At 68.4% G+C, this 26,585-nt stretch carries 24 protein-coding genes and 1 pseudogene; 7 read left to right on the top strand and 18 right to left on the bottom strand.

Annotated elements, in window-relative coordinates:
• Positions 1 to 53 precede the first annotated feature (53 nt).
• The 12 genes and pseudogenes from ACVWZN_RS11855 to ACVWZN_RS11910 form a co-directional block, all read right to left on the bottom strand.
• Positions 54 to 1,217: a hypothetical protein gene (locus ACVWZN_RS11855; protein WP_456953986.1), complete on the bottom strand. Its 1,164-nt coding sequence runs from the start codon at positions 1,215 to 1,217 to the stop codon at positions 54 to 56.
• Positions 1,218 to 1,333: 116 nt separating this feature from the next.
• Positions 1,334 to 1,960 (bottom strand): YbhB/YbcL family Raf kinase inhibitor-like protein, encoded by a 627-nt coding sequence (locus ACVWZN_RS11860; RefSeq protein ID WP_456953987.1) that lies wholly within the window; start codon positions 1,958 to 1,960, stop codon positions 1,334 to 1,336.
• Positions 1,961 to 1,990: 30 nt separating this feature from the next.
• Positions 1,991 to 4,060, bottom strand: a complete 2,070-nt coding sequence (locus ACVWZN_RS11865; protein ID WP_456953988.1) for a tetratricopeptide repeat protein — start codon at positions 4,058 to 4,060, stop codon at positions 1,991 to 1,993.
• A gap of 46 nt (positions 4,061 to 4,106) precedes the next feature.
• Entirely contained in the window at positions 4,107 to 5,096 is a 990-nt protein-coding gene (locus ACVWZN_RS11870) for a YheT family hydrolase (protein WP_456953989.1), read from the bottom strand.
• 6 nt (positions 5,097 to 5,102) lie between these two features.
• Complete coding sequence (locus ACVWZN_RS11875; RefSeq protein WP_456953990.1) at positions 5,103 to 5,903, bottom strand: lysophospholipid acyltransferase family protein; 801 nt, start codon at positions 5,901 to 5,903, stop codon at positions 5,103 to 5,105.
• Positions 5,904 to 5,952: 49 nt separating this feature from the next.
• Positions 5,953 to 6,393, bottom strand: a complete 441-nt coding sequence (locus ACVWZN_RS11880; protein WP_456953991.1) for a hotdog fold thioesterase — start codon at positions 6,391 to 6,393, stop codon at positions 5,953 to 5,955.
• Positions 6,394 to 6,424: 31 nt separating this feature from the next.
• Positions 6,425 to 6,790 carry a PDZ domain-containing protein gene (locus tag ACVWZN_RS11885; protein ID WP_456953992.1) on the bottom strand — a complete coding sequence of 122 codons (366 nt, stop codon included), beginning with the start codon at positions 6,788 to 6,790 and terminating at the stop codon, positions 6,425 to 6,427.
• Between the two features lie 19 nt (positions 6,791 to 6,809).
• Complete coding sequence (locus tag ACVWZN_RS11890) at positions 6,810 to 6,998, bottom strand: hypothetical protein (RefSeq protein WP_027081582.1); 189 nt, start codon at positions 6,996 to 6,998, stop codon at positions 6,810 to 6,812.
• Positions 6,999 to 7,091: 93 nt separating this feature from the next.
• On the bottom strand, positions 7,092 to 7,493 hold the full coding sequence (locus tag ACVWZN_RS11895) for a VOC family protein (protein ID WP_456953993.1): 402 nt from the start codon (positions 7,491 to 7,493) through the stop codon (positions 7,092 to 7,094).
• A 27-nt stretch (positions 7,494 to 7,520) separates the two neighbouring features.
• A complete protein-coding gene (locus ACVWZN_RS11900; protein ID WP_456953994.1) occupies positions 7,521 to 9,509 on the bottom strand; it encodes a phospholipase D family protein in 1,989 nt (662 codons plus the stop codon).
• Positions 9,510 to 9,519: 10 nt separating this feature from the next.
• On the bottom strand, positions 9,520 to 10,065 hold the full coding sequence (locus ACVWZN_RS11905; protein WP_456953995.1) for a YceI family protein: 546 nt from the start codon (positions 10,063 to 10,065) through the stop codon (positions 9,520 to 9,522).
• A pseudogene (locus tag ACVWZN_RS11910) lies at positions 10,062 to 10,539 on the bottom strand (SixA phosphatase family protein). The gene ACVWZN_RS11905 and the pseudogene ACVWZN_RS11910 overlap by 4 nt, the downstream one beginning before the upstream one ends.
• 165 nt (positions 10,540 to 10,704) lie before the next feature.
• Here ACVWZN_RS11910 and ACVWZN_RS11915 point away from each other — a divergent pair.
• Complete coding sequence (locus ACVWZN_RS11915; protein WP_456953996.1) at positions 10,705 to 12,192, top strand: AAA family ATPase; 1,488 nt, start codon at positions 10,705 to 10,707, stop codon at positions 12,190 to 12,192.
• A 101-nt stretch (positions 12,193 to 12,293) separates the two neighbouring features.
• On the top strand, positions 12,294 to 12,497 hold the full coding sequence (locus ACVWZN_RS11920; protein WP_456953997.1) for a hypothetical protein: 204 nt from the start codon (positions 12,294 to 12,296) through the stop codon (positions 12,495 to 12,497).
• Between the two features lies 1 nt (position 12,498).
• On the opposite strand, the gene ACVWZN_RS11925 is transcribed toward ACVWZN_RS11920, so the two are convergent.
• The 5 genes from ACVWZN_RS11925 to ACVWZN_RS11945 all read right to left on the bottom strand — a co-directional run bounded on the left by ACVWZN_RS11925 (position 12,499) and on the right by ACVWZN_RS11945 (position 16,219).
• Positions 12,499 to 13,311, bottom strand: coding sequence for a metallophosphoesterase family protein (locus ACVWZN_RS11925; RefSeq protein WP_456953998.1), 813 nt, complete (start codon positions 13,309 to 13,311; stop codon positions 12,499 to 12,501).
• Positions 13,311 to 14,210 carry a diacylglycerol/lipid kinase family protein gene (locus ACVWZN_RS11930; RefSeq protein WP_456953999.1) on the bottom strand — a complete coding sequence of 300 codons (900 nt, stop codon included), beginning with the start codon at positions 14,208 to 14,210 and terminating at the stop codon, positions 13,311 to 13,313. Before ACVWZN_RS11930 ends, ACVWZN_RS11925 begins: the two co-directional genes overlap by 1 nt.
• A 103-nt stretch (positions 14,211 to 14,313) precedes the next feature.
• A complete protein-coding gene (locus ACVWZN_RS11935) occupies positions 14,314 to 15,117 on the bottom strand; it encodes a hypothetical protein (RefSeq protein WP_456954000.1) in 804 nt (267 codons plus the stop codon).
• A complete protein-coding gene (locus ACVWZN_RS11940) occupies positions 15,114 to 15,461 on the bottom strand; it encodes a hypothetical protein (protein WP_456954001.1) in 348 nt (115 codons plus the stop codon). Before ACVWZN_RS11940 ends, ACVWZN_RS11935 begins: the two co-directional genes overlap by 4 nt.
• A 131-nt stretch (positions 15,462 to 15,592) precedes the next feature.
• On the bottom strand, positions 15,593 to 16,219 hold the full coding sequence (locus ACVWZN_RS11945) for a tetratricopeptide repeat protein (RefSeq protein WP_456954002.1): 627 nt from the start codon (positions 16,217 to 16,219) through the stop codon (positions 15,593 to 15,595).
• A 219-nt stretch (positions 16,220 to 16,438) separates the two neighbouring features.
• Between ACVWZN_RS11945 and ACVWZN_RS11950 the strand changes: the two genes are divergently transcribed.
• Together ACVWZN_RS11950 and ACVWZN_RS11955 are read left to right on the top strand one after the other, a co-directional pair.
• Positions 16,439 to 20,122, top strand: coding sequence for an indolepyruvate ferredoxin oxidoreductase family protein (locus tag ACVWZN_RS11950; protein WP_456954003.1), 3,684 nt, complete (start codon positions 16,439 to 16,441; stop codon positions 20,120 to 20,122).
• Positions 20,123 to 20,147: 25 nt separating this feature from the next.
• On the top strand, positions 20,148 to 20,576 hold the full coding sequence (locus ACVWZN_RS11955; protein ID WP_456954004.1) for a hypothetical protein: 429 nt from the start codon (positions 20,148 to 20,150) through the stop codon (positions 20,574 to 20,576).
• Positions 20,577 to 20,579: 3 nt separating this feature from the next.
• On the opposite strand, the gene ACVWZN_RS11960 is transcribed toward ACVWZN_RS11955, so the two are convergent.
• Complete coding sequence (locus ACVWZN_RS11960) at positions 20,580 to 21,914, bottom strand: HD domain-containing phosphohydrolase (RefSeq protein ID WP_456954005.1); 1,335 nt, start codon at positions 21,912 to 21,914, stop codon at positions 20,580 to 20,582.
• Positions 21,915 to 22,038: 124 nt separating this feature from the next.
• Here ACVWZN_RS11960 and ACVWZN_RS11965 point away from each other — a divergent pair, with 124 nt between their 5' ends.
• The 3 genes from ACVWZN_RS11965 (at position 22,039) to ACVWZN_RS11975 (ending at position 26,584) form a co-directional block, all read left to right on the top strand.
• On the top strand, positions 22,039 to 23,898 hold the full coding sequence (locus ACVWZN_RS11965) for a beta-propeller domain-containing protein (protein ID WP_456954006.1): 1,860 nt from the start codon (positions 22,039 to 22,041) through the stop codon (positions 23,896 to 23,898).
• A gap of 84 nt (positions 23,899 to 23,982) precedes the next feature.
• Entirely contained in the window at positions 23,983 to 25,398 is a 1,416-nt protein-coding gene (locus ACVWZN_RS11970; RefSeq protein WP_456954007.1) for an MBOAT family O-acyltransferase, read from the top strand.
• Entirely contained in the window at positions 25,373 to 26,584 is a 1,212-nt protein-coding gene (locus ACVWZN_RS11975) for a hypothetical protein (protein WP_456954008.1), read from the top strand. Before ACVWZN_RS11970 ends, ACVWZN_RS11975 begins: the two co-directional genes overlap by 26 nt.
• Position 26,585: the final 1 nt, after the last annotated feature.

Here is a 26,585-nt window from a genome sequence, read left to right on the forward strand (position 1 = left end):
CGGCCTTTTCGTTTCGGATGTCGCGCTCGGTGCGTGACGTTATGTCGTAACGGTCAGCGTGCGTCGCGCGCGGATACGCCATGCGATGCCGGCGCATCGGCCGATGCAACGGTCTTGTCGGCCGACGCGTCATCCTTCGCAGCATCCGCAGCCTTCGCCGCATCCGCCTCGGCCAGCTGCGCCGCCTGACGCGTGGTCTCGAGTTCGAGTCGGCGCTGCGCATCCGCAAGCGGCGTTTCGTCCGGGCACTTCGCATCCGGGAAGCCGTACGCGGGGCGCAGTTCGAGGCCGCAACGCGTCACTTCATCCCAAGGCTTGTCGTCGATGCCGCAGCGCGCTTCGAACTGGCGCTGGAATGCATCGCGGCGACGCATGAAATCCTCGCCGCACTTACGGCGCACGACGATGCGATCCAGATCATCCTGCGCAGCGTTGCGGCCGACCAAGCCGTACTCGTCGAGTTCGTCGGCGGTGAGCAGGCGCAGGCGGCGATTCGGCACCGTCATCATCAGGTCGGCGACCGCGAGCGCGACGCCGTGGCGCTCGAGGTATTCGCGCACCATCCCGTTGACGTTGCGCAGCTCGTCGTTGAGCTCGGCGCGCGACGTGGCGTTCGAGCGATCGCGCATCAGGCGATGCACGCCGACGTTGCCGTGCACGATGCGATCGTCAGCGGCTGCGAGCACCAGCACGCAGGCGGACAGGCAGTTCGCGTCGTTCTGCACGCGCACTGTCCACTTCGCATCGGCGAGTGCATCGCCTGCGCGGATCGCTTCCTCGACATGCCCGCCCGGCGAATCGATGTCGAGCAGGCGCTCGGGAAGATCCATGCGCTGCGCCATCGCGGAGACGCGGCGCATCAATTCGGTGAAACCGCCATCGATGCGACCGCTGTAATGCAGGCGAACCAGGCCGGTGGACGCGCAGGTCGCCATCGCGTCGTACAGCGGGAAGAATTCGAGCGAGTCGAGTGCGCGCGGCGCATCATCGGCGTCGTCGCGTTCGCAGCTGACCTGCGCGAGGCCGTGCTCGACGCGTGCTGCGGGCCAGTGCGTGCCGGACAGATCGTCCGCGGGTTGCGGCTGCGGTTCGTCGTTCGCCGGTATCGGCGCGACCGCCTTGTCGCCGAGCGTGACCGGGGCATGCGTAACCGGTGCCGGTGCCGCGCCACAGCCGGCGAGCAACAACGCAAGCGCGACCGCAAGGCTCCGTCGCATCACCCGTCCCGACTGCCGCACCGCCCAACCTCCCGAATCCACGCCGTCACCGCATCCTGGGGGCCCGCCTCTGAACCGAGGCTGGGCCGCCGTAAGGAGTCTAACGGCGGAATGCTTCAGCCCTTGACGCCCGGATGCAGTGAATAGCTGGCCTGCAGCGTCGCTTCGGCGAGCACGTGGCCGTGCATCGCGCGGAACACGTCCGCCGACGTGAAGCGCTCCGGCAGGTCGAGCGTCGCGACATCGAGCGCGAACAGCCGGAAGAAATAGCGATGCAGGCGCAGGTCGTTCGGCGGCGGGAACGGGCCGTCGTAACCGCGCCAGTCGCCACACATCGATTCGTCACCCGAGAACCAGCCGGTGTAATCGTTGAGACCCTGACGGCTGCCGGCCGGACCGGCGGGCTGCGGCTTGCCGTGCGGCACCATGCCGTCGCTGCAGGCACCGGCCGCGATCTCGCGAACGTCGACCGGAATGTCGGCCATTGCCCAGTGCGTGAAATCACAACGCGGCTGGTCGGAGGGAATCTCGACACCCGGCTTGCCGACCATTTCCGGCACGGTCGGCACGTCCGGGTCCATCACCAGCAAGGCGAACGACTTGGTGCCGGCCGGCACGTCGTCCCAGCGCAGGTGCGGGTTGCGGTTCCTGCCGAAGCCGACGTCGTCGCCATTGCGCACGCCGGCCGCGAACTCGTCGGGCAGGCGCTGGCGATGCTGGAAGCTGTCACTGGTCAGGTGCATGGCGATCTCCGGTGCGGGCGGTCGATTCGATCAGGCGGTGTAACCCAGGCGCGCGGCGACCGGGCCGAGGATCGCGAACGCCTCGTCGAGGACGTTGGCGAAGCGCTGCCAGTGATCGCGCGGCATGCGCGTCGGGCCGTAGGCCTGCGGTGGCGCGATCGGCACGCGCAGGTCGAGCGCGTCGGCCATCGCCTGCGCGATCGCACGCGGATCGTGCGCGATGTCATCCATGCGGATGCTGCGGAACGGGACGATGTCGCCCGCTTCGATTTCGGCAACCTGTTCAAGCTGGCCAGCAAGCCACCGCGCGGCCTCGACCGCCGACTCAAGACGCAGCGGCGCCGGGGCGCCGAAGGCGAGCCAGTCGAGCAGCATGTCGCGCGGGTCGCGCAGCGCGATCAGCAGCCCCGCCTCAGGGATGTTCGGGCGCAGCGCCAGCGCGTACGCGTTATCCCAGAACGGCAGCCAGTCGAACACGACGCGCTCGCGCGCACCGCGGCCGGGCAGTGCCGCACGCCACTGTGCGGCGAGGTAGGCGCCATCGAGGCTGCCGTCGACCAATGCGCGGCCGGTGTCGACACGCTGGAACGGGTCGACAGGCGGGTTCGGGCCGATGCGGTCCTGCAGCAACGGGCCGCCCGCGACTTCCAGCGTGCGCGACAGGCGCTCGATCATCGAGCCCGGGGCACCCCACAAGAAGACGGTGATTGGCGCGGTATCCGGACGCGGTGCGCGCTCCGGCCACGGGCCCGCATAGCCGGTCGCCGGCGGCGGTTCCATGCGGATCGACGCGGCTTCGGCATGCAGCGCGAGCCACGTCGCGACTGCTTCGCGTGGCTGGCCGGCGCGGTCGTGCGCGAAGCCGAGCAGCTGCCGCAGTGCGCGCGCGACGTCGGGATCGGCCACGCGTTCGAGCAGACCATGCAGTCGGGTGACGGCACCTTCCGGGTCGCGATCCATCAGGCCGTTGAGCAGACGCATTTCGGCCAGCGTGTGGCCCGGCTGGATATCGACGATGCGGTAGGCGATCGCTTCCGCGCCTTCGGCGTCGCCACCCGCGTCCAGCACGGTCAGGCGCGCCATCAGCGCAGGCGGATGGTCGGGCATGGCCGCCATCCAGCGATCGATGACGGCGCGCGCTTCCGGGCCGGCGAACGTTTCGACGCCGAGTCGCGCAAGCCACAGGTCTTCGATGTGCGGGTGCGTCGCGAGCGCGGCGTCGAGCGTGCCGCGCGCATCGCCTGCAGACTCGGGCTGCTGCCATGCGGCCATCAGCGCGGCGAGCGTGCGGCGGTCGCCCGGCATCATCGCCAACGCATGCTTGAGGCGCGGCAGTGCGGCATCGACACGACCGGCCGCGAGTTCGAGCTCACCGGCGAGGCGATGAAGCCCCGGGCCGGTACGCGGATCGTCGAGCAGCGGTGCGAGTTCCTCGGCGGCCTGCTCGGCGCGGCCCTGCCGGCGCACGATGTCGGCGACCAGCGCACGCAGCGCGTGGTTGTCGGGCGACGTCTCCAGTACGCCGCGGAACGCCTGTTCGGCGAACGCGAGATGGTCCTTGGCGAGATACGCCGCGCCCAGCGCGTAGCGCAGCAATGGCTCGTCGGGTGCGTGCTTGCTTGCAGTCGCGACGAGGGCCAGCGCCTCATCCGGGCGACCGCGACGCAGTGCGAGCAGGCCTTCGACCGCGCTCAGCTGCGGATGCTGCGGCGCGATGCGCGCGGCCGTGCGGACGAGACGATCGGCTTCATCCAGCTCACCGCGTGCCAGCGCTAGTTGCGCCTGGATGATGTACGCCGGGAACTGGTTGGGATCGAGACCGACACTGCGTGCCAGCGCGATTTCGGCGGCGTCGAGGTCGCGCGACTGCAGCAGCAGGCCTGCGCGTTCGAGATGCAGGTCAGCATCTTCGGGATGGTTTTCGAGTGCGCGATCGAGCGTAGCGAACGCCGCATCGGTATCACCCGAAAGACGCTGCGCGGCCGCCAGCAGGCGCTGGGCGCGCAGGTCGTCGGGCTGCTGCTCGACGAGCGACTGCGCGGCGGACAGGGCTTCGTCGGCGGCGCCGCGGCGGAGCGCGTCGAGGACGGTGTCGTACATGGAAATTCCGGAGATCGAGCGAGGCGACCCCGGATTGTAGCGGGGGCTACGCGCCGGCCGGACGGTCGAGCACGTCGGCGACCCAGCGTTCGGCGAACCCGTCCAGCCGCACGTTCTGCAGGAAGCCGCAGTGGCCGCCGTGCGGAGTGATGACGAGGTTGGTCGACGGCGCAAGCGTCAGCGTCTCGAAGTCGTCGACCGGGATCACCGGATCGTCGGCCGCGGTCAGGATTTCCGCCGGCACGTCCAGATTGGCCAAGCGGTCGCCGCCGATGGTGTAACGGTCGAAGTAGCCGTCGAGCGTGCCGTAGTCGGTATGGCCTTCGACCAGCGCGCGGGTGATCTCGCGCAGGCGCTGACCGAGCGTGCGGTCGTCCAAGTGCGTGAGATGCGGATACAGCTCGCGCTTGCGCAGCAGCGAACCGCGCCACTTGCGCTCGAAATAACGTCGATAGACGCCGACACCGTGATCCATCGCGTCCATGGTGTGTGCGGGATCGATCACCGGGCAGACCGCCGCGACGCGCTCCAGCTGCAGGCCGGCGGCTGTCGCGCGCAAGGCGAGTCGCAACGCGAAGTTGCCGCCCAGCGAGTACCCCGCGGCGAGCGTGCGTGATGCGGGAAAACGTCGGGACACCTCGACCGCGGCGCGCACGACTTCGTCGATACGACCGGAGTGGAAGATCTCTTCGTTGAGGTGGTGCGTGTCGCCGTGGTCGCGGAAGTTGAGGCGGAATGTCGACCAGCCGCGTCGGAGCAGCTCGGCGGCGGTCAGGCGCATGTAGCTGGAGTCGACGCTGCCTTCCCAGCCGTGCAACAGCAATGCGAGACCCTTGCTCACGCGGTTCGCGGGCTCATCGAGCACACCCGCGAGACGCACGCCGTCGCCGGCGTCGATCAGGTGCGAGGTGGTGCGTGCGACCTGCGCGGCCAATCGCCGCTTGCCGAGGTAACCGCGCAGCGGACTGGTGCCGAGGACGGTCTGCAGGTGGGCGTTGCGCAGGCCGCGCGGTGGTGCGAAGTCGACCGTCGACATCCCGGCTCAGCCACCCATCGCGGCGATGATGCGGGCGCGCGCGAGGTCGGCGATGCGGCGTCGACCGTCTTCCTGCCCGGCCGGGATCGGCTCGAGGAAGTGCACGGTCGCGGTGCGCGCCGGCTCGCCAAGCAGGCGAATCAGGTTCGCACCGAAGCTTTCGCGCCGGCCGAAGGCGACGGTGGTCTGCGCCGCGCCGTTCTCGCCGTAGATCAGCGCGACCGGTTGCACCGGTACGTTGGCGTCGACCGCGGCGGTGAAGATGCGCGCGTGGAACGGGCCGATCTCGGTGCCGCCGCGAGTGCCGCCTTCGGGGAACACGCCCACCGAATCGCCGCGCTGCAGGCGTCGCACCATCTCGCCCAGCACGCCGCCCAGTGATTCGGTGCTGCCGCGGCGGTGGAAGATGGTCTGCCCGCGCGCGGCCAGCCAGCCCACCAGCGGCCAGGCCGCGATCTCGTCCTTGGCGACGAAACCCATCATTCGCTGGCTGTGCAGCATCGAGATGTCGACCCAGCCAACGTGGTTGGCGACGAACATGGTCGCGCCTTCGAGTGGCGTGCCCGCGCGACGCAGGCGGAAGCCGAAGATCCACATCAGCCCGCCCTGCCAAGCGCGGATTGCGCGGTGCTGGAAGGGCTCGTCGCCCCACCGCCAGCTCCGGGCCAACGGCGTGAGCACGAGCAGGAGCAGCGGCAGGTGGATCAACGCGTGCCAGAGCAGCATCGGCACGCGGATCAGGTACCGGAGCGCGCGCAGGACGGCAGCGCCCGGTGCGGCGCCTGCGGGGGACGTGGGCGCGTTCATCCGCGGAACGATACCGGACGCATGCGGGCCCCGGGTACGCGGATAGCGATCAAGCGGGCGTCCGCGCGACCACGGCGAGCGTCAGCCGCGAGATGCAGACCAGCTTGCCGCGCTCGTCCTCGATACGGATTTCCCAGACGTGCGTGCTGGCGCCGACGTGCAGCGGCCGCGCGGTGCCCGTGACCACGCCGTCGCGGACGCCGCGGACGTGGTTGGCGTTGATTTCGATGCCGACGCAGATGCGGTCTTCGGGCACGCACATATTGCCGGCGGTCGAGCCCAGCGTTTCGGCGAGCAGCACCGAGGCGCCGCCGTGCAGCAGGCCGTACGGTTGGCGGGTGCGGTCGTCGACCGGCATCGTCGCGCGCAGGAAATCGGCGCCGAGTTCGGAGAAGCGGATGCCCAGCGGCACCATCGCGGTGTGCGCGGACAGCGCGTTGAGGTCGTCGAGGGTGGTCGTGCCGCGGAACGGCGAGGCGATTGAAGTCATCGCGTCACGATACCGTGCGCGGTCGCGGCGATCAGCCGGCAATGAGGTCCAGCGTGGCGACGCGGCCGTCGGCGTGGCGCACGGTCATGCGCAGGTGCTGGCCGCGCTGCAGGTCGTGCAGCTTGGCGCCGAGCGGCCGTGCGGGCAGCCCGCGGACGGCGGCGCCGTCGATTTCCAGCACCTGGTCACCCGGGCGGAGGTCGGCCGCGGAGGCCGGCGAGCCGGCGGTCACCGTCTTCACGGCGACGCGTTCGAGGGTCGGCGTCAGAAAGAAGCCGGAGGTCTCGATGTCCACGGCGAATCCAAGACGGCCCTTCGCAGCGCTCGCAGGGCTCATGGCCATCGCGAAGGCGAGGCCGGCGGCGGTGGCGGCGCGAAGGGCGGTCGGTCGGAACATGGTCGTTACGGTCGGTGGATCAGGCGACGCGGAAGCGCGGGCCGGCCCATTCGGTGGTGTAACGGCGGGTGGTCGCGTAGCCGCTGCTCTTGCCGTAGCCGACGCCGAAGTCGCGTTCGCGCGGGTTCGAGAGGGTGAAGGGGACAACGCGGGCGGTTTCGGCCGGGGTCGGGTTCGCGGTCGGGGCGGTGCGTTCGGTGGTGGTCATGGCGGCTTCCTCGGTGAGTTGGTGAATCGGTGTGTTGGTAGAGTACAACACCTAGACGAGGAGGCATGGGCCATAAGTCACCCCACCGATGGACTAGCCGGTCGTGCCTGCTCCAGCGGCCGTCCCGCGATGGGTTCCGAGCCACCAGAGGTTGCCCTGCGGGTCGCGGACGCCAGCGCTGCGGTCGCCATAAGGAAGATCGCGCGGTTCGACCAGGCTGATCGCCCCGGCCGCGAGTGCCCACGCGTGGCAGGCATCGACATCGGGCACGTAGACATGCACGGACGCGCTCATCGCGGCGCCGGGACGCTCGCCGATCATCACGATCGAATCGTCAATCGCGACTTCCGCGTGGCGGATGCCGCCGTCCGGCGTGGCATGACGCACGCGTTCGACCGCGGCGAATACATCGACGAGGAATGCGATCTGCGCGGCGGCATCTTCGACGAGGAGATACGGCGCAACCGCGGGATGGCCTGCGGGACGATCCGACATGTCGACCTCCGTGTCGTTGCGGATGATTTACAGAATCGGCGCGAGCCCTGCACCGAACGCGGTGAAGATTCGCGTCATCACCGTCTTGAAGCCGATCGCGACTTCGGGGAAATCGCCGACGGGTTCGTAGCAGTCGCGAAAGCGCGGATCATCCGGCGGCAATGGCAGCGGGCATTTCGCCGACGGCCTGAATTCGTAGCTGGTGCCATAGCGTCGCGGCCACAGGTCGAAGATCGGCAACTGCTCGGACGCCTTGGTCACCGTGTAGTCGACCCCCGACAGCACCGGCGCCTTGTCGCGCGGCGCGATCACCCACGAATTCGCCGGCGAGATGTCGCGACCGATGCTCGCGGCGAGGGCGCGTGCGAACGTCGGATCGCGCACCACCACCATCGACTCGGTGTTGTAGTGATCACCGCGTGGATCGAAGTTGTGGGTGCCGACGATGCCGACGGTTTCGTCGATCACCACCGACTTCGCATGCAGGCCCATGCGCACGCCGGCACGCTCCAGCGGCACCGGTGAATTGCTGCGTCGGCTGCCGTAGGCGAGAGCCGCGAATTCGCGCTCGAGCGGGCGCGGCGTGGCGCGGCGCGCGTTCTGCCGTGCGATGTCGCAGTCGACGACGCTGCGGCGGTCGCAGTTGACGTGCGCGGGCGTCGCGCTCGGCACGTCGCTGGTCGCCGGTGTTGTGCTGTTCGGCGGAGCGGCCGCGGTCGACAATGCGTTGTTACGAACTACGTCCACCGGCACCGCGCCGGTGGTGGCGACGTCGATCGGTACGTCCTGCGGAAACGGCTTCATCTCGTAGATGTTGAAGCCGTACTCGCGCAGATAGCGGCGCTTGTACTTGTACGACAACGCGTACGCGATGAACGCGTCGGTCGCCGCCAGGCTATTCGTCGAGATGATCACGCGCGGCGGATCCGGGCGCTGGTGCAGCGTGCTGAACATCTCGCGCGCCGGTTTCGACAGCACGAGATACGGCGTCTGCAGCATGACGCGATCCTTCGCGCCGAGGATGAGGTCGCGCAACGTGACGCTGGCCGGCGACAGCCCGCTGGCCTCGACTTTTCCCGGCGGATCGGCAACGTATTCGACGTCCGACACCGGGATGACGTTGCCCATCAGCCGGCGCGTCACGAACGACGGATCATCGACCAGCGCCTTCGCCGCGCGCAGGCGTTCGGGATGTTCGTAACCGTCGGGTAACGCCGGGATGCCGTCGTTGACCAGCATTTTGCCGACGTCGGACAGATGCTCGATCGGTACGGCGCGGCGGTCCTGCCAGTACGCCTCGAAGCTGTCGTGCATGACGCGCGCGGCCGGCCCGGCGATCACCACGTCGCGGTCGCGAAAGTTGTACTCCTCGCTCCAGTCGTAATAGTCGTCCTGGTAGTTGCGCCCACCGGTGATGCCCACCGCGCCGTCGACCAGCAACAGCTTCGTGTGCATGCGGCGATTGAGTTCGTGCCAGCAGCACGCAGCAGCGAGCGCGTAACCCGGATAGCTGATGCGCGCGCGGCCGAGCACGGGGTTGTAGATGCGCGCCTGCAGGTTGGCGTGCACGCCGGCGAGTGCGGCCAGCGTTTCCACGCGCTTCAACGCCGACAACTGGTCCATCAGGATGCGCACGTGCACGCCGCGCTTGGCGGCGGTGACCAGTTCGTCGAGCACGAATCGAGATGCGTCGTCCTCGTCGAAGATGTAGGTCTGCAGGTCGATGCTGGTGGTGGCGCTGCGGATCAGGTCGACGCGCGCGAGCAATGCATCGGCGCCGCGATCGAGCAGCATCGTGTAGTGATGCGGTTGCTCGGGCGTGGATTCGCTGAAGGCGCGACCGGCGAGTTCGTGCAGCGGCGACGGACGCGCGCAGGCGTTCGGTTGATCGCAGTCGACGACGGTCGGACGCGCGGCATCGACCACCGCATCGACGCGACGCATCTCGCGCGCGGACATGCCCGCGCAGCCGGCAAGCATCGCCGCCAGCAGGAGCAGCACGAACAGGCGCGGCAATGGGGACCGGTCAGTCGACAAACAGGACATTCAGCTGGAAACGAACGCGGTCGGCCAGCGCCCAGCGCCAACCGTCGAGGCCGTAATCATCGCGGCTCACGCGGCCCGACGCGAGGATCGGGCAGTCGTAACCCGGGCGCGAACAGCTCGCGGCGGCAAGATCGAAGCGTTCGCGATGCTCGACGCCGTGCATGCGCAGCACACCTTCCATGCGCCCGCCGTCGTGCGCGAACGTCGGCGGAAATGGGTCGGAGGTGAACTCGATATCGGGGTAATGGGTGACGTCGAACAACTGCGGGCCGCGCGCGAGCTTCGTGTAGTAGTCCGATGCGCCGACGCGCAGTTCGCGCGCATCGAGGCGCAGGTGCACCTGGCGGCGTCCGTCGGCCAGCGTGTCGACGCGGCCATCGAATGCCGGAAAACTGCCGCGCACCGGCGAACCGATGCGCGTGTGGATGTCGAACGCGATGCGCGAACGGGCGACGTCCAGTGCCTGCGCGGGGCTGCGCCCGCAGGCCATGCCGAGCAACAGGGCAACGACGATGCGCGGCGTCACGGCCACCAGAACTGGGTGAGCTCGGCGACGCCGGGCTCGAGCGCGGCGTCGGCCGGCATCGACAGCACGACCACGCCCGCAGGCGGCACGCCGCGGTAGTCGCCCGACTGACCGCTCGCCATCAGCGCGACGAGCTGCTCGACGCCCGGGTTGTGGCCAACCAGCATCACGCGACGCGTGTCGCGGTAGCGGTCGGCGATCTCGATGAGCTCGCCGGGCGTGGCTTCGTAGATGCCGGGTTCGACGCGCTGGTCGATATAGCCGGTCGCGCGCATCACGCCTTCCAGGGTGTCGCGGGTGCGGCGCGAGGGCGAGATCAGCACGACGTCGGGCACTTCGCCGTGCTCGACCAGCCAACGCCCGACCGCTTCCGACGCGGCCTGCCCTTCCGCCGAGAGCGGGACGGTCGGCGTCGGCCTGTCCCGACTGCGGGGCTTCGGCGTGGGCGTGTCGCAGCAGGATCAGATGGCGCATGGTCGGCGGACTCCTGGGTGGCATCAGCTTGGGGCTTCGCGGTCGCCGCGAAGTGAACGGTCGCCATCGAGGCTACACCGCGCACGGCATCCGCGGCGTGCGTCGCGCTGCCCGTATGATTCGCGCTCCGCCGGCGCCGCATGCCCGGCCCGGGCCTTGTACGTAATGAGTGAACTGCACGACCTGGTGGCGCTGATCCGCGCCAACACCCCGCTGATCGTCATCGAGACCCGCGACGAGGCGCGCGTGGTCGAACTCTTCCGCCAGGCGCTGATGCAGGTATGGCGCGAGCTTTACCGGTGGTCGATCACCGAAGGCCTGCGCCGGCTCGATTTCGACCGCGAGGATCCGCCGCACATCGCGCCGGATGCCACGAATACCTTCCAGGCGATGCGCGACGCCGAGCAGCGCGGCGTCTACGTGCTGTTCGACATGCATCCCTACCTCGGCTATGCCGGCAGCCAGCGCATGCTGCGCGACCTGGTGCAGCGTCGCGACTGCCAGCCGCATGTGATCGTGCTGGTCGGGCAGAACGTCGAGCTTCCGCCGGATCTCGAATCGCTCGCGGTGCGCTTCCGCCCGCAGCTGCCCGATGCAAATGCGCGCCTGAAGATCGTGCGCGAGGAAGCCGACAACTTCGCGCGCGAGAACGGCGGGCGACGTGTGCAGGTCGACACCGAAGCCGTGCAGCAGATCGTGCGCAACCTGCGCGGGCTCGATCCGGTCGACGTGCGCCGCATCGCGCGCCACTTGATCTTCCGCGACGGCGCGCTCGGCCAGGACGATCTGCCCGAACTCGCCAAGCTCAAGTTCGAGTTGCTCAACCGCAGCGGCCATCTGTCCTACGAGTACGACGGCGCGCACATGGACGACGTCGCCGGCGCGCGTCGTCTGAAGAACTGGATCGCGCAGCGCAGGAACGTGTTCCTCGCCGCCGAGCCGCCGCCGGGGCTGGATCCGCCCAAGGGCGTGCTCCTGCTCGGCGTGCAGGGCTGCGGCAAGTCGATGCTGGCGAAGGCGGTCGCGGCGGGCTTCGGCGTGCCGCTGGTGCGCCTGGACTTCGGCACGCTCTACGACAAGTTCCACGGCGAGACCGAGAAGAACCTGCGGCAGGCGCTGGAATCGGTCGAACAGCTCGAGCCCTGCGTGCTGTGGATCGACGAGATCGAGAAGGGCGTGTCGACCGACGAAGGCAATGGCGATGGCGGCGTCTCGCGTCGCGTGCTCGGCTTCCTGCTGACGTGGATGGCCGAGCGCAAGTCGCGCGTGTTCCTCGTCGCCACCGCGAACCAGATCGACGCGCTGCCGCCGGAGCTTCTGCGCAAGGGGCGTTTCGACGAGATCTTCTTCGTCGACCTGCCCACCCGCGAGGCGCGCGAACAGCTTTTCAACGTGCACATGAAGAAGCGCGGGCTGGATCCGTCCGCGTTCGACATCGGGGCGCTGTCGGGTGCGAGCGAAGGTTTTTCCGGTGCGGAAATCGAACAGGCGATCGTGTCGGGTCTGTATTCGGCGCACGCCGCCGGCGTCGCGCTGTCGGACTTCACGCTGCGTGGCGAACTGCGCAACACCCGCCCGCTGTCGGTGGTGATGGGCGAACGGGTGGCCGCGCTGCGCGACTGGGCGCAGGGCCGCACGGTGCCGGCGGACTGATCGATCGTTTCGGATTTGTCCGACGCCTGATCGCGTCGGCCACCGACAGCGCGCCGTAATCGCGATCTCCACACTGCGCGGCATTCCACGGGAACGCCGCCATGCATCGCATCGTCATCGAACCGATTGAAGACGGCTGGCTGCTGCGTCGGCCCTGCGGCCACGCCGAATGGATCGATACGCGCGACTGGGCCGAACGCGCGGCCGAAAGCGCCGCCCACGAATTCCATGCGCGCTCCGGGCGTCCGGCCTATGCGGTAGTGGCGAACGACGACGGCTCCGTCGAGTTCGCGCGCTTCGGTTGACTCAGGCCGGCTGCCAGCCGGTACCGTGCACGTAGCGATAGATCACTTCGGCCTGTTGCACGAAGGCACGCGTGTCCGTCGTCCAGCGCCAGGTCTGCACCGCCAGCTCGGTCTCGCCGATGCGCAGCACGTTGAACGCATTCGCCTCGTCGCGTTCGCGCGTCGATGTCGCCGTTCCGGCCTGCACCACCAGCGCCTGGAAGCCGGCAATGCGGTAGCGATGCGCGGTGGTGCCGACGTTGCTGTGGTGCAGGTGGCCGGACATGAAGACGTCGACCTCGGCCTTGGCGAACTCGGACATCGCCATCGGCGCCCGACCGAGCACGTCCTCCTCGTCGCCACCTTCAGGCACGTCGAACGGATGGTGCGTCACCACGATTCGCGTGACGTTCTCCGGCAGGCCGTGGAAACGCTGCTCGATCTCCTGCACCTGCTCGACGTTGATGCGCCCGCCCTTGAACGTCAGCGAGCGCGCGGTGTTGACGCCGACGACCGCGATCTCGTCGTCGACGAAGGTCGGCATCTCGTCGTCGGTGATGTAGCGATGGAATCGCGTCAGCGGCGACAGGAAGCGGCGCGCGACGTCGTAGTACGGAATGTCGTGATTGCCGGGCACGACGATCTGCGGTCCGGGCAAGGTCGCGAGATAGTCGCGCGCCTCCTCGAACTGCGCGTTGCGCGCACGCTGGGTGAGATCGCCGGACACCACCAGCACGTCCGGCTTGATCTCGACGATCGCGCGGCGCAACGGTTCGAGCAGGGCCGGATCGACGCGGCCGAAGTGCAGGTCGGAAATCTGGACGACGGTGCGCATCAGGCGGGCTCCGGGCGGGGCGCGAGCACTTTCAGCGCGCGCGGCATCACGCGAAAACGCACCGGCGAGTCGGTCATCTCGACTTCGCCGTCGCGCGCAAGGCGAACGCTGTGCTTGCCGCTTTCGACGACGAGACTGGTCGTCGCGATCGCGTCCATGTCGCGCCGATCCGACACCTGCCCGATCAGCGCGCGCAGCGCGAGTCCGATCAGGCCCCACGTCGTGTGCGGGCGCAGCACGTAGACCGACAGCACGCCGTCGTCGAGACAGGCCCGCTCACCGGCATGCGGGCCCTGGACCACGTAATCGTTGTTGCCGACGAACACGAACGGCGTGTATCGACGCAATTCCTCGCCGTCGGCATGCAGCACTACGGAGAACGCCTGCGGCCTGCGCAACGCATGCCACGAGGCCTGCACCAGCGCCGACCACTTGCCGAGGTGACGCCGCGACTGGATCTGGTCGCGATGCGCGACCATCTGCGCGTACAGGCCCAGGCTGGAGTTGTTGAGGAAGAGCTTCCCGTTGACCTCGCCGACGTCGACCTCGCGCATTTCGCCTTCGGCTAGCACGCGCGCGGCGGCTTCGAGATCGTCCGGCAGGCCGAGATCACGCGCGAAATGATTGAGCGTGCCGGCCGGCAGCACGCCCATCGTCACACCGGCCTCGATTGCGTGCTTCGCCACCGCGTTGACGGTGCCGTCGCCGCCCGCAGCCACGATGCAACGCGGCTTGGCCTCGATCGCGCGGCCGATGACGTCGTCGAGCTTCGCCGGGTCGTCGACCATGTGCAGCGTCGCCTCGACGCCCGCAGCCTTGAGCGCCTTCCGCAGTTCGTCTTCGGCGTTCTCGCCGCTGTGCGAATGCGCATTGGCGATGACGTGCAGGGATTCGCTCACGGCGGTCTCCAGAAGGAGACCGGAGCATCCGGGAGCGGCCGTGCAGCGGCCGTCAGGGCCGAGACCGGTGTTCAGCCGGCGTGCGGCTGACACCGCCATGCGATCAGCGCGTGCCCGTGGCCTGCTGCACCACGCGCGAGCTCAGCACCTTGCCGCTCGCATCCAGCGTGCGCTCGACGACGTTGCCCGACGCGTCGACCACGCGCTGCACCGTCTGGCCCAGCGAGTTCACAGTCGACGACAGCACGCTGCCGGGCTTCAACGCATCCGATGCCACGTTGCCGACGGTGCCGACCGTGCGGTCGACCACCCCACCCGGCTGGATCGCGTTGTTCGCGACGCCGCCCACGGTGCCGACGGTGCGGTCCACGACGCCGCCCGGGCGGATCGCCGTATTCGCCACGCCGCCGACGGTGCCGACCGTCTTGTCGACCGAGTCGAGCAGCTTGGTGAGGATCTGCGGATTGCGATCGATGGTGGTGAGCGTGCGATCGATGATTCCGGCGACGTTGTCGAGCCGCACCTTCAGCAGCACCTGCGCCTTGACGCCCTTGATCTGGATGTTGACGCGTTCGATGCCGACGTCAGCGCCCGCATTGAGCTTGAGCAGGTTGGCGAGCTGGGCGTTGAGCGCGATGTGCGCCTGCAGGTTCTGCACGTCGAGCTTGATCTCGTCGACCGACAGGTTCGGGATGTCGAGCAGCACGTCCGGCTCGTCGCTGCTGGACGACGCGCGATAACCCGTCGCGCCCGTGGTCGTGCCGACGCGGCTGACCGGCGTGACGTTGCGATCGACTGGCGTCGTCGTGGTGCCCGACGCGGTCGACATGGACTGCTGGGCGAAGGCGAGCGGCGCGGAGGCGAGCAGCAACGCGCACGCGAGTGCGCGCGGGAACGGACGGGTCATGGGCGGTCCTCGGGAGGCGGGGAAGAAGCGGAAGTCGTGGCGTCGACGGCCGGATCGAGCAGCGTCGCGCTGATCGTGGTGCGCACGGTGACGTTGTTATAGGTGCCCGCGCGGACCGGTGTCGGCAGGCCATCACGCTCGACGTCGTCGCGATGCTCCAGGCGTGGGCCGCCTTCGAAGGTCACGTGCGTCTGCGGATCGCTGGCGAACCGCACGCTGTCCATGTGGACGTCGGCGGCGAATTCGATGTCGGGCAACGGCGCGGTATCGCGCGGGGGCGCCTGCTGGGCGAGCGCGGGAAGGCTCGCGAAGGCCAGCAGCGATGCGATGCGTCGAAGGTTCAAGCGCGGCCTGCGTTGCCGGGAGACGCGGCAATCTAGCAAGCGCGACCGTGTAAGCGGCGTTGGTGCCGCACGGGCCTCGTCACCGCGGCAGGACGCCGCGGCGACGGTCGTACGTCAGAACAAGGACCCGCTTACGGCCACTTCGGCGGGTTCGCCGCCCAAGCGGCCTGCACTTCGGCCAGCGTGGCGCGCTCGTCGTCCGTCCACTGCGGCAGCAGCTGCGCGTACTGCGCGGTGCTCGACCACTGGGTCGGCTCGGTGCGCACTGCGGCGGCGTACCAGCGGATCGCGTCGTCCTTGCGGCCGAGCTTCCACAGTGCGAGCGCCAAGGTCTGCGGCATCCAGCTCGAGGCGATGCCGCGGTTGCCGAGGTCCGACCACTCGCGCAGTGCGCCAGCGGCATCACCGGAGCGGTAGAGGTCCCAGCCGTAGTTCCACTTCACCGGGCGCCACAGGCCGTTGTTGCTGTCCATGCCCGACATCGCGCGGCCGTAAAGGCTCAGGCCCAGCTCGTTGCGACCGGTCTGCATGGCGAAGTGCGCCAGCTGCGCGGCTTCCAGGGTGTGCTCGGCGTTGCGCTCGACCGAACGCATCAGGCGATCGATGGCGGTCTGGCTGCGATCCTTGATCTCGAGGACCGGGCGCTGGGCGAGCGCGTCAGCGTCGAAGTAGAACTCGACCTGGCGCGGCAGCGCCTGGGCGGAAACAGTGCCGGCCAGCGCGAGCAGCGCGGCGGCGAGAAGCGTGCGGGCAATCATTGCGGGTACGACCTTTCGTTGACGAACGGGGGAGCGGCTCGCGGCCGCGCGCGGCGGAGAAGCAAATCCGGTGCCACAGCCGCGCCCCGTACGCCGGCGAACGGGGTATTGCGTGCCCCACTGCTAGAATTCGCCCGCTCGCCGGCGCGTCGACTCTCTCCGCCGGCCTCCCTTCCCGACGCCACCTCGCGGCCCATTGGCCGCGTCGGAGCCGCCTGCATGACCAGTACCGCCGAACTTTCGTCGCCCGCCTCGGCCGACACGGGCCTTACGCGCTCGGTCGTCGACCCCGACTACACGCTGGACCACAAGTACAGCCGCGTCGACGGGCGCATCTACCTGTCCGGCGTGCAGGCCCTGGTGCGCCTGCCGCTGATGCAGCGCCTGCGCGATCAGGCCCTCGGGCTGAACACCGGCGGCTTCGTCTCCGGCTACCGCGGCAGCCCGCTCGGCGGGTTCGACCTCGAGCTGTGGAAGGCGAAGAAGCACCTCGAGGCCGCGGGCGTGAAGTTCACCCCGGGCCTCAACGAGGACCTCGGCGCGACCATGGTCTGGGGCACCCAGCAGACCGGTCTGTTCCCGGGCTCGAAGGTCGATGGCGTGTTCGGCATGTGGTACGGCAAGGGTCCCGGCGTGGACCGCTGCGGCGACGTGTTCAAGCACGCCAACGCGGCCGGCACGGCACGCCATGGCGGTGTGCTGGCATTGGCAGCAGATGACCATGCGTGTCGCTCTTCGACCCTGCCGCACGGTTCCGAGCACGAATTCGTCAGTGCGCTGATGCCGGTGCTGAACCCGGCCGGCGTGCAGGACATCCTCGATATGGGCCTGGTCGGCTGGGCGATGAGCCGGTTCACCGGTCGCTGGGTCGGCTTCAAGACGATCGCGGAGACGGTGGAATCCTCGGCCTCGGTCGACGCCAATCCGCTGGCGCTCGACATCGTCATTCCCGACGACTTCGAAATGCCGCCGCACGGCTTGAACATCCGCTGGCCCGATCCGCCGCTCGAGCAGGAAATGCGCCTGCACCAGTACGCGGTGAAGGCCGCGCAGGCGTTCGCGCGCGCCAACCGGCTCGATCGCATCGTCATCGACTCGCCCGATGCGCGCCTCGGCATCATCACGACCGGCAAGTCGTACCTCGACGTACTGCAGGCGCTGGAATACCTCGGCCTCGACGAACGCGCCTGCAGCGACCTCGGCCTGCGCGTCTACAAGGTCGGCATGACCTGGCCGCTGGAGCCGGTCGGGCTGCGTGCATTCGCGCGTGGCTTGAGCGACATCCTCGTCGTCGAGGAGAAGCTGTCCTTCATCGAAAGCCAGATGAAGGAGCAGATGTACAACTGGGCCGAGCGCCCGTCGGTGGTCGGCAAGTACGACGAGAGCGGCGAGTGGATCCTGCCGTCGACCAACGAACTCACGCCCGCGCGCATCGCCGGCGTGATCGCGCGCCGCATCCAACGCTTCCACGATTCGCAGCACATCCGCGACGTATTGGCGTGGATGGAACAGAAGGAATCCGAACTCGCCCTGCCGCGCGCCGCGTTCCCGCGCGTGCCGCACTACTGCTCGGGTTGCCCGCACAACACGTCGACGGTGGTGCCCGACGGCTCGCGCGCGATGGCGGGCATCGGCTGCCATTACATGGTCACGTGGATGGATCGGAACACCGACACATTCACGCACATGGGCGGCGAAGGCGTGACGTGGGCCGGGCAGGCCGCGTTCACCGCCACCGAGCACGTGTTCCAGAACCTCGGCGACGGCACCTACTTCCACAGCGGCTCGCTGGCGATCCGCCAGGCGATCGCCGCCGGCGTCAACATCACCTACAAGATCCTCTACAACGACGCGGTCGCGATGACGGGCGGCCAGCCGGTCGACGGCACGCTCAGCGTTCCGCAGATCGCGCATCAGGTGCGCAGCGAGGGCGTGCAGACGATCGTTCTTCTGAGCGACGACATCGCGAAGTGGAGCGATGCATCGATCTTCCCGAGCGGCGTCGAATTCCTCGACCGCCGCGAGCTCGACGCGGTGCAGCGTCGCCTGCGCGAAGTGAAGGGCACCAGCGTGCTCATCTTCGACCAGACCTGCGCGACCGAGAAGCGTCGTCGCCGCAAGCGCGGAAAGATGGTCGACCCCGCCAAGCGCGTCGTCGTCAATTCGCTGGTGTGCGAAGGCTGCGGCGACTGCGGCAAGAAGTCGTTCTGCGTGTCGGTGCTGCCGAAGGAAACCGAGTTCGGCCGCAAGCGCGACATCGACCAGAGCAACTGCAACAAGGATTTCAGCTGCGTCGAAGGGTTCTGCCCGAGTTTTGTGACCGTTGAAGGCGGCAAGCTGCGCAAGCAGAAGCCGTCGGGCGCGAAGGATCGCCTCGCCGATCTGCCGATGCCGCAGCTGCCCGCGCTCGACAAGCCGTGGAACATCCTGATCACCGGCGTCGGCGGCACCGGCGTGGTCACCATCGGTGCGCTGCTCGGCATGGCCGGGCACCTCGAAGGCAAGGGCGCGAGCGTGCTCGACCAGACCGGCCTCGCGCAGAAGGGCGGCGCGGTCACCACGCACATCCGCATCGCGAACAAGCCGGCCGACATCCACGCCGTGCGCATCGCCGCGGGCGAAGCGGATCTGGTGCTCGGCTGCGACATGGTCGTCGTCAACGACTACTGGGCGCTGTCGAAGGTGCGTGCCGGTCGCACGCAGGTCGTACTCAACAGTTACGAAGCGATGCCCGGCACGTTCACCACGCGCCCGGACATGGACTTCCCGGCGGCGGATATCGTCGATGCGGTGCGTCGTGCGCTCGATGGCGGCGACCCGCTGCTCGTCGACGCGACACAGCTCGCGACCGCGCTGCTCGGCGATGCGATCGCGACCAACCTCTTTATGCTCGGCTATGCCTGGCAGCAGGGCCTGGTGCCGATCTCGTTCGATGCGCTGATGCGCGCGGTCGAGCTCAATGGCGCCGCCATCGAGATGAACAAGACCGCGTTCGCATGGGGCCGTCTTGCGGCGATCGATCCGCTCGCCGTCGCCGAATCCGCCGGCCTCACGACGAATCGCCGCACCGCCGCCGAAGCCACGCCGCATGCGTTGCCGATGCTGGCACCTGCGCAGTGGGAAGGCCACGAGTTCGGCAGTCCGTCGGCGCCGCGCGCATTGCGTGACCACGACGATCTGCGCCATATGCCGTCGCATGGCGACGACAACGTCGCATTCCTTCCGCTCGACGACGCGCGCCTGTCGCGTTCGCTGGACGAAGTGATCGCGCGTCGCGTGAAGTTCCTTACGGACTACCAGAACGCCGCGTATGCCAAGCGCTATTCCGACTTCGTCGGCAAGGTGCGCGCCGCGGAAGAAGCGAAGGCACCCGGCGGCACCGACCTCACCGAAGCGGTCGCACGCTATGCGTTCAAGCTGATGGCCTATAAGGACGAGTACGAAGTCGCGCGCCTGTACACCAGCGGCGAGTTCCGTCGTCGCCTGGAGCAGCAGTTCGAAGGCGACTTCAAGCTGCGTTTCCACCTCGCGCCGCCGAGGCTGTCGAAGAAGGATGCGCAGGGCCGCGGCGTCAAGAAGGCGTACGGCCCGTGGGTGTTCACCGCGTTCAAGCTGCTCGCGAAGATGCGCGGGCTGCGCGGTGGCGCGCTCGACGTGTTCGGCCGCACGCACGAGCGCCGCATGGAGCGCCAGTTGATCGCCGATTACGTCCGCACCGTCGAAGGCCTGCTGGGCAAGCTCGATGCCGGCAATGTCGACCTCGCCGCGCAGATCGCGTCCATCCCGGAACACATCCGCGGCTACGGGCACGTCAAGGAAGCGCACCTCGAGAAGGCCAAGGCACGCGAGGCCGAACTGCTGCGCGACTGGGACAACCCGCTTCGCATCCTGCAGGTGGCCTGATCGGCGGCCGCATATAGGAACGTGAATGCGGCGTCACGACATGATCGTGACGCCGGGGTTCGGAAACTTGCCGCCCGGTTCGGAAGCGGTTGAAGGCATGGCGGGGCAGCAGGACGGACGGCACGACGACGGCGTGCTGTCGCGTGGTCAACTCGAGATGGAACTCGCATCGCTCGCACTCGCGGTTTCGCGCAGTGCGACCGAGCGTCGCCGCCGGCCGAACGGTGCCGAGCCGCTGCTCGCGGCCACGGTCGACGCCTTCCTCGCCGCATCCTTGCGTGTACTCAAGCGCACGCGTCGCGCGCATCGCAACTGGGTGCTGGCGCGACTGGCCGACATTGCCGCGTCCGCGGAACTCGGCATCATCGGTTTCGACGAATGGCTGGCGACGCACGAGTCGCACTGGCATCGCACGTCCGATCGCTGGTCGGCGACGGACGCTCAGCCGAGCTGACGCTCAGGCCGGTTCCCGCGCGACCACCGCTTCCAGCGCTTCGAAACACGCGGCATCCAATGCGGTGCCGACGTGCATGCGCATCATCGTCAATGCTTCATCGATCGGCGTCGCGCCGCGATACGGGCGCTGGGCGGTGATCGCATCGAAGATGTCGGCCGTGGTGATGATCCGCGTCTCCAGCGCAATCTCGTTCGACGTCAGGCCCAGCGGATAACCGCTGCCGTCGAGTTTCTCGTGATGCGCGGCGGCGATGCGTGCGAGTTCTTCGAACGCGGAGATACGGCCGAGAATCTGCCCAGTGAATTCGGCGTGGCGCTGCACCGCGATCCATTCTTCGGCATCGAGCTTGCCCGGCTTGTCGAGGATGCTGTTGCTGACGCCGAGCTTGCCGACGTCGTGCAGCATCGCCGCGCGCCGCAGCCAGCGACGACGCACGTCATCGACACCCAGTTCGTGCGCGAGCACATCGGTGTAATGACCGACGCGCGCGCTGTGGCCGGCGGTGAACGGACTCTTGGCATCGACCACCGCGCCGAAGGCGGCGGCAATGTCGTCGAGGTAGTCGTCGTCCAGCGGCATCGACTGGCCCGGCGGCTCGAGCGCGTTGACCGCGGCTTCGAGCGCATCGCCCTGCAGCGTCGCCCAGAACATGGGATCGCGTGACACCGCTTCGAAGGCCTCGACAAGTTGCGGATCGAACCATGTACCCGCGCGACGCCGTGCTTCGGCCAGCGCGGCATCAGCACCTTGCGCAAACTGGAAGACGTCGATCACCTGCGCGAGCAGGGCGATGCGTGACGCGACGGGTATCGCGTCGCCCGACAGGCCATCAGGTCGACCGCTGCCGTCGAAATGCTCGTCCAACGAATGCACGCCGCGCGCGACGTCTTCGGGAAAACGCAGCTGGCGTGCGATCGCCGCGCCGCGGCTGCAGCGCGTCTGGATCAGTTCCTGCGCGATCGCATCACCGTTGCGCGCGATGTTGACCAGCGAGGCGATGCGCTGGCGCCATCCCACGTGCGCGCCGGTGTGCGACGCAATGAAGCCGAACAGGTCGAGCGAGCCCGCACCGACGAGCTTGAAGTCGTGCTTGAACGTGCGGTCGTCGGCGAGATACAGCTCGCAGATGCGCGCGGCGTTGCTGCTGCAGCCCAGATCCTTGAGCAGCAACGTGTAGTAGAGCGACCACCGCGACGGCGCATCGAGCCCGATCGTCTCGCCGATGTGCATGCCGATCCAGCACACGCGCAGGCAATGCCCGCCCGGCTGGCCCTCGGTGAGGTCCAGCGCGTAGCTGAGGGCGCCGATCAGTTCGGCGAGCTTGAGGGCGGGCACGGCGGTTCGTCCGTTGGTCGGTTGCTCCTTCGGTAACGGCCGCGAGGCCCGAAGATGCAGGGCGGTCGACCCCGTCCGGGGCGTCCACGCGTTTGCCATGCCGACTCCATTCGAGGGCGCTCCGATGTCGAACTATGTGATCCGCACCGCCGCGATGCTGTGCGTTGCGTGCCTGCTCGCCCCTCCGGCTGCGATGGCCGCGACGTTGAAACCCTTCCGCAGCGAGGCGCAGCTCACCCGCGCGCTCAATGCCTGGAAGGCACATGCCGCGCGCCAGTCGAGGACGATGGCGGTCCCGATGGCGATGGCGGTGCCGCCACCTCCGCCGGCGCCGGCAATGGCCGCGGAGAGCAAATCGTCTGACAGCGCCGCCCCGATGCAGCTCGCCGACGCCGCAGGCGCCGAATCCATCACCAACAACCAGGTGCAGGGCGTCGACGAAGGCGACATCGTCAAGCGCGCCGGCGACGTGCTGGTGGTTCTGCGCCGCGGCCGACTGTTCACCGTGCGTGTCGGCGACGATGCGCTGCAACCTGTCGCCAGCGCGGATGCGTTCGGTCCCGACGTCGATCCCTCCGGCACCTGGTATGACGAGATGCTGGTCAGCGGCGACACCGTCGCGGTGATCGGCTACAGCTATGCGCGCGGCGGCGCCGAGGTCGGCCTGTTCGACCTCGCGCGCGACGGCGGCCTGCAGTACCGCGCCACGTACCAGTTGCGCAGCAACGACTACTACTCCTCGCGCAACTACGCGAGCCGGCTGGTCGGCCACAAGCTGGTGTTCTATTCGCCGTCGGACCTGAATCCGTGGAGCGACTGGCGCACCGCGCTGCCCGCGTATCGGCGCTGGACGCACGACGCCACGCCCGCGTCGTTCCATCGCATGCTGCCGGCGACGCGCATCTATCGCGGGCTCGACGATCTCGACGACGACATCACCCTGCACACGGTGTCGGTCTGCGACCTCGATCGCCCGGAGATGGACTGCGAGGCGACCGCGGTGCTCGGCGGCCCCGGCAGCACGTTCTATGTCTCCGACGACGCCGTCTACATCTGGACCACCGGCAAGCGCAACGACTACGGCACCGCCGCGGCGGGCGTGGTGCGCATGCCGCTCGACGGCAGCGCGCCGTCGATGCTCGGTGCCTGGGGCGGGCCGATCGACCAGATGGCATTCCTGCAGAAGGACGGCTGGCTCAACGTGCTGGTCGCGCGCAAGGGCGACGGCGACCGCATGTGGAGCGCGACCGATGGCGGCGGCGACATGGCGCTGATGCGCGTGCCGCTGTCGGCCTTCGGCAACCTGCATGCACATGCCAAGCGCGAACAGTTCCGCCTGTTGCCCGGCACGTCGGCCTACGACGTGCACCAGCGTTACATCGGCGACTGGCTGGTCTACGGCGACGGCGTCTGGGGCGACAAGACGCAGACCGTCCACATGTTGCGTTATGCCGCCACGTCACCCGTGCAGACGCTGACGCTCGCGCATCGCCTGGAACGCATCGACGCACTCGGCAACGACGGCGTGCTGGTCGGCAATGACGGAAGCGATCTCGTCTTCAGCGGCCTGCGGCTGCGCGGCGACAAGGCGTCGCTGGCCGGCGATTACCGCCGACCCGACGCGCAGCAGGGCGACCAGCGTACGCACGGCTTCTTCTATCGCCCACAGGATGCCGACAGCGGCACGCTCGGCCTGCCGATCCTGCATGGCGGTGAGCATGCCGGCGCGTCGGTGCTGTACTTGCGCAACCGCTCGCTCGCGCTGTCGCCTCTGGGCACGCTCGATTCGCATCCGACCAGCGTCGACGACGCCTGCCGCGCGAGCTGCGTGGACTGGTACGGCAATGCGCGGCCGATCTTCCTCGGAGATCGCGTTTTTGCACTGCTGGGCTACGAACTCGTCGAAGGCCATGTCGATGGCGATGCGATCGGCGAGCGTCGACGCGTGGACTTCGCGCCACGCACGTCCGTAACGGTTCGGTAACGCCGCAGCGCCGACGGGCGGGCCACGACCGGCCGCAAGCGTGACCTATAACGGCTCCGGCGCGCCGCGCGCCGGAGCCCGCGCATGGTCTTCAACTCGCTCACCTTCGCCGTCTTCTTCGCGCTCGTGCTGGCGATGCATTCGCTGCCACTCGGGTGGACCACGAAGAAGGTCAACCTGCTCCTCGCGAGCTACCTGTTCTACGCGGCGTGGAATCCGCCCTTCATCCTGCTGCTGTGGATTTCCACGGTGGTCGACTGGTACGCCGCGCAAGGCCTCGTGCGTGCGCAGAAGCCCGTTGCGCGCAAGGCGTGGATGCTGCTGTCGGTGGTGGTCAACCTCGGCATGCTCGCCTGGTTCAAGTACGGCAGCTTCATGCTGGAGAACTTCGCCACGCTCATGCATTCGCTGGGCGTCGCGTATCAACCGCCGAAGTCCGACATCGTGCTTCCGGTCGGAATCTCGTTCTATACGTTCGCCACGTTGTCCTACACGCTCGACGTCTACCTGCGTCGCGCGATGCCGGCCCGCAACTTCCTCGACTACGCGCTGTTCGTGACGTTCTTCCCGCACCTCGTCGCCGGCCCGATCATGCGGCCGACCGAGCTCGTGCCGCAGTTCGAACAACCGCGACGCGCGAGCGGCGACGAGATCCGCTTCGGCCTGGCGCTGATGACGCTCGGCCTCTTCATGAAAGTGGTGTTGGCCGATGGTTTCCTCGCCCCGCCGGCCGAAGGCGTGTTCGATGCACGCACCGCGCCGGGTGCGCTGGATGCATGGATCGGCACGCTCGCCTTCAGCGGCCAGATCTTCTGCGACTTCGCCGGCTATTCGACCACCGCGATCGGCGCCGCGATGTGCCTGGGCTTCGCGATGCCCGACAACTTCCGCTTCCCGTACGCGGCGGTCGGCTTCTCGGACTTCTGGCGACGCTGGCACATCACCCTGTCGTCGTGGCTGCGCGACTACCTCTACATCCCACTCGGCGGCAATCGCCACGGCCCGGCGCGCACCTACATCGCGCTGATGCTGACGATGCTGCTCGGCGGGCTCTGGCATGGCGCGAACTGGACGTTCGTCGCATGGGGTGGACTGCACGGCCTCTACCTCGCCAGTGAACGCGTGCTGCGTTCGCGTTTCGGCCACTGGCGACCGGGGCCGTTCGCGTTCTTCGCGCTGGGGCTGCTGACCTACGCGCTGATCAACATCACCTGGGTGTTCTTCCGTTCCAAGACGTTCGGCGGCGCGTTCACCATGCTGCGCGGCATGGCCGGCGCGACGCCGCATCCGATGCCGCTGCTGTCCGCGTTCGAGCTCGGCGCAGTCGCGTTGATCACCACGCTGATCGTCGGTGTGCACTGGCGCATGCGCAACACCACGCTCGAAGCGGTGGTGACGAAGATTCCTGCGCCCGCGGTCGCGCTCGGCTGGGCGGCGATGGCGTTCGCGATCGTGGTCGAACAGGGAGAAGGCAATGCCTTCATCTATTTCCAGTTTTGAAGCGCTGCCCGAAGCGGTGCGCGCCACCGCGGCCGACCGCCCCGGCGAGGCGCAACCGGTTCCGGTGCGTCCGATTCCGTCGCAGCCGTGGCGCGGCATCTCGGTCGTCGCGCTCATGCTCGTGGTCATCGCGCTCGCCGGTTGGGAGTGGCAGATGCGCCGCGTCGGCCTGCAGGCGGGCGATTACGGCCTCGAGCCTTCGGGCTGGGCAGCGGCGCGACGACAGATCGACGTCGCGAACGTACCGGTGGCGATCGTCGGCGACTCGCGCATCCTGTTCGACACCGATCTCGACCGCTTCCAGCAACTCACCGGCGTGCGCCCGCTGCAGCTCGCGTTGCCGGGCACCAATCCGCGCCCGTTCCTCGAGGACGTCGCCAACGATCCGCACTTCCACGGCCTGCTCATCGTCGGCCTCGCCGACATGCAGTACTTCCGCGACAGCACCGGCAACGGCGCACCCGCGCTCGAACGCTTCCACAGCGAGATGCCGTCGCAGCGCACGGGTTACCTGCTCTCGCGCGTGCTCGAACGCCGCTTCGCCTTCATCGATCCCGCGTACCGGCTGAGCACGCTGGTCTACACCGCCGATCGCGGCCAGCGGCGCGGCGGTGCGTCCTGGTATTTCCAGCCTTGGAAGCTGTTGCAGATCGACGAACGTGGCCAGGGCTCTCTCTGGTCGAAGATCGAAACCGACGTGTGGTTGCGCACGCAGGCGCGGCTCGCCTGGCTGGACATGCCGGGTCGTCCGCCGCGTCCGCCCATCGACGCCAAGACCATCGAGATGACGCTGGCGAAGTCGCAGGCCGCGGTCGCACGCATCCGCGCACGTGGCGGCGACGTCGTATTCATCCGCCCGCCGTCGGCCGGCCCGCTGCGGCTGCGCGAAGAGCGGCGCATTCCGCGTCACCTCGGCTGGGACGCATTGCTCGCGCGCACGCATTCCAACGGCATCCATTTCGAGGACCACCCGGAACTGCAGGGTCTGGTGCTGCCCGAGTGGTCGCACGTCTCGCAGCGCTGCGCCCGCGTGTACACCGACCGCTACGTGCGACTGCTCGCGGCGGCGACCACGCGACTCCCGCTGCGGGCCGACGCACCGCCGGCCTTGAACCCGATCGATTGCGCGGACGCACCGGCCGCGACCATCGCAACGACGAACGCCCGGCCGAAGCCGGGCGTGTGAT

Source organism: Lysobacter sp. HA35, from assembly GCF_054061195.1.

Excerpts from the sequence above, each read along its gene's own strand:
- ACVWZN_RS11855 (WP_456953986.1), bottom strand. The coding sequence starts at position 1,217 with ATGCGACGGAGCCTTGCGGTCGCGCTTGCGTTGTTGCTCGCCGGCTGT.
- ACVWZN_RS11860 (WP_456953987.1), bottom strand. The coding sequence starts at position 1,960 with ATGCACCTGACCAGTGACAGCTTCCAGCATCGCCAGCGCCTGCCCGAC.
- ACVWZN_RS11865 (WP_456953988.1), bottom strand. The coding sequence starts at position 4,060 with ATGTACGACACCGTCCTCGACGCGCTCCGCCGCGGCGCCGCCGACGAA.
- ACVWZN_RS11870 (WP_456953989.1), bottom strand. The coding sequence starts at position 5,096 with ATGTCGACGGTCGACTTCGCACCACCGCGCGGCCTGCGCAACGCCCAC.
- ACVWZN_RS11875 (WP_456953990.1), bottom strand. The coding sequence starts at position 5,903 with ATGAACGCGCCCACGTCCCCCGCAGGCGCCGCACCGGGCGCTGCCGTC.
- ACVWZN_RS11880 (WP_456953991.1), bottom strand. The coding sequence starts at position 6,393 with ATGACTTCAATCGCCTCGCCGTTCCGCGGCACGACCACCCTCGACGAC.
- ACVWZN_RS11885 (WP_456953992.1), bottom strand. The coding sequence starts at position 6,790 with ATGTTCCGACCGACCGCCCTTCGCGCCGCCACCGCCGCCGGCCTCGCC.
- ACVWZN_RS11890 (WP_027081582.1), bottom strand. The coding sequence starts at position 6,998 with ATGACCACCACCGAACGCACCGCCCCGACCGCGAACCCGACCCCGGCC.
- ACVWZN_RS11895 (WP_456953993.1), bottom strand. The coding sequence starts at position 7,493 with ATGTCGGATCGTCCCGCAGGCCATCCCGCGGTTGCGCCGTATCTCCTC.
- ACVWZN_RS11915 (WP_456953996.1), top strand. The coding sequence starts at position 10,705 with ATGAGTGAACTGCACGACCTGGTGGCGCTGATCCGCGCCAACACCCCG.
- ACVWZN_RS11920 (WP_456953997.1), top strand. The coding sequence starts at position 12,294 with ATGCATCGCATCGTCATCGAACCGATTGAAGACGGCTGGCTGCTGCGT.
- ACVWZN_RS11925 (WP_456953998.1), bottom strand. The coding sequence starts at position 13,311 with ATGCGCACCGTCGTCCAGATTTCCGACCTGCACTTCGGCCGCGTCGAT.
- ACVWZN_RS11935 (WP_456954000.1), bottom strand. The coding sequence starts at position 15,117 with ATGACCCGTCCGTTCCCGCGCGCACTCGCGTGCGCGTTGCTGCTCGCC.
- ACVWZN_RS11945 (WP_456954002.1), bottom strand. The coding sequence starts at position 16,219 with ATGATTGCCCGCACGCTTCTCGCCGCCGCGCTGCTCGCGCTGGCCGGC.
- ACVWZN_RS11950 (WP_456954003.1), top strand. The coding sequence starts at position 16,439 with ATGACCAGTACCGCCGAACTTTCGTCGCCCGCCTCGGCCGACACGGGC.
- ACVWZN_RS11955 (WP_456954004.1), top strand. The coding sequence starts at position 20,148 with ATGCGGCGTCACGACATGATCGTGACGCCGGGGTTCGGAAACTTGCCG.
- ACVWZN_RS11965 (WP_456954006.1), top strand. The coding sequence starts at position 22,039 with ATGTCGAACTATGTGATCCGCACCGCCGCGATGCTGTGCGTTGCGTGC.
- ACVWZN_RS11970 (WP_456954007.1), top strand. The coding sequence starts at position 23,983 with ATGGTCTTCAACTCGCTCACCTTCGCCGTCTTCTTCGCGCTCGTGCTG.
- ACVWZN_RS11975 (WP_456954008.1), top strand. The coding sequence starts at position 25,373 with ATGCCTTCATCTATTTCCAGTTTTGAAGCGCTGCCCGAAGCGGTGCGC.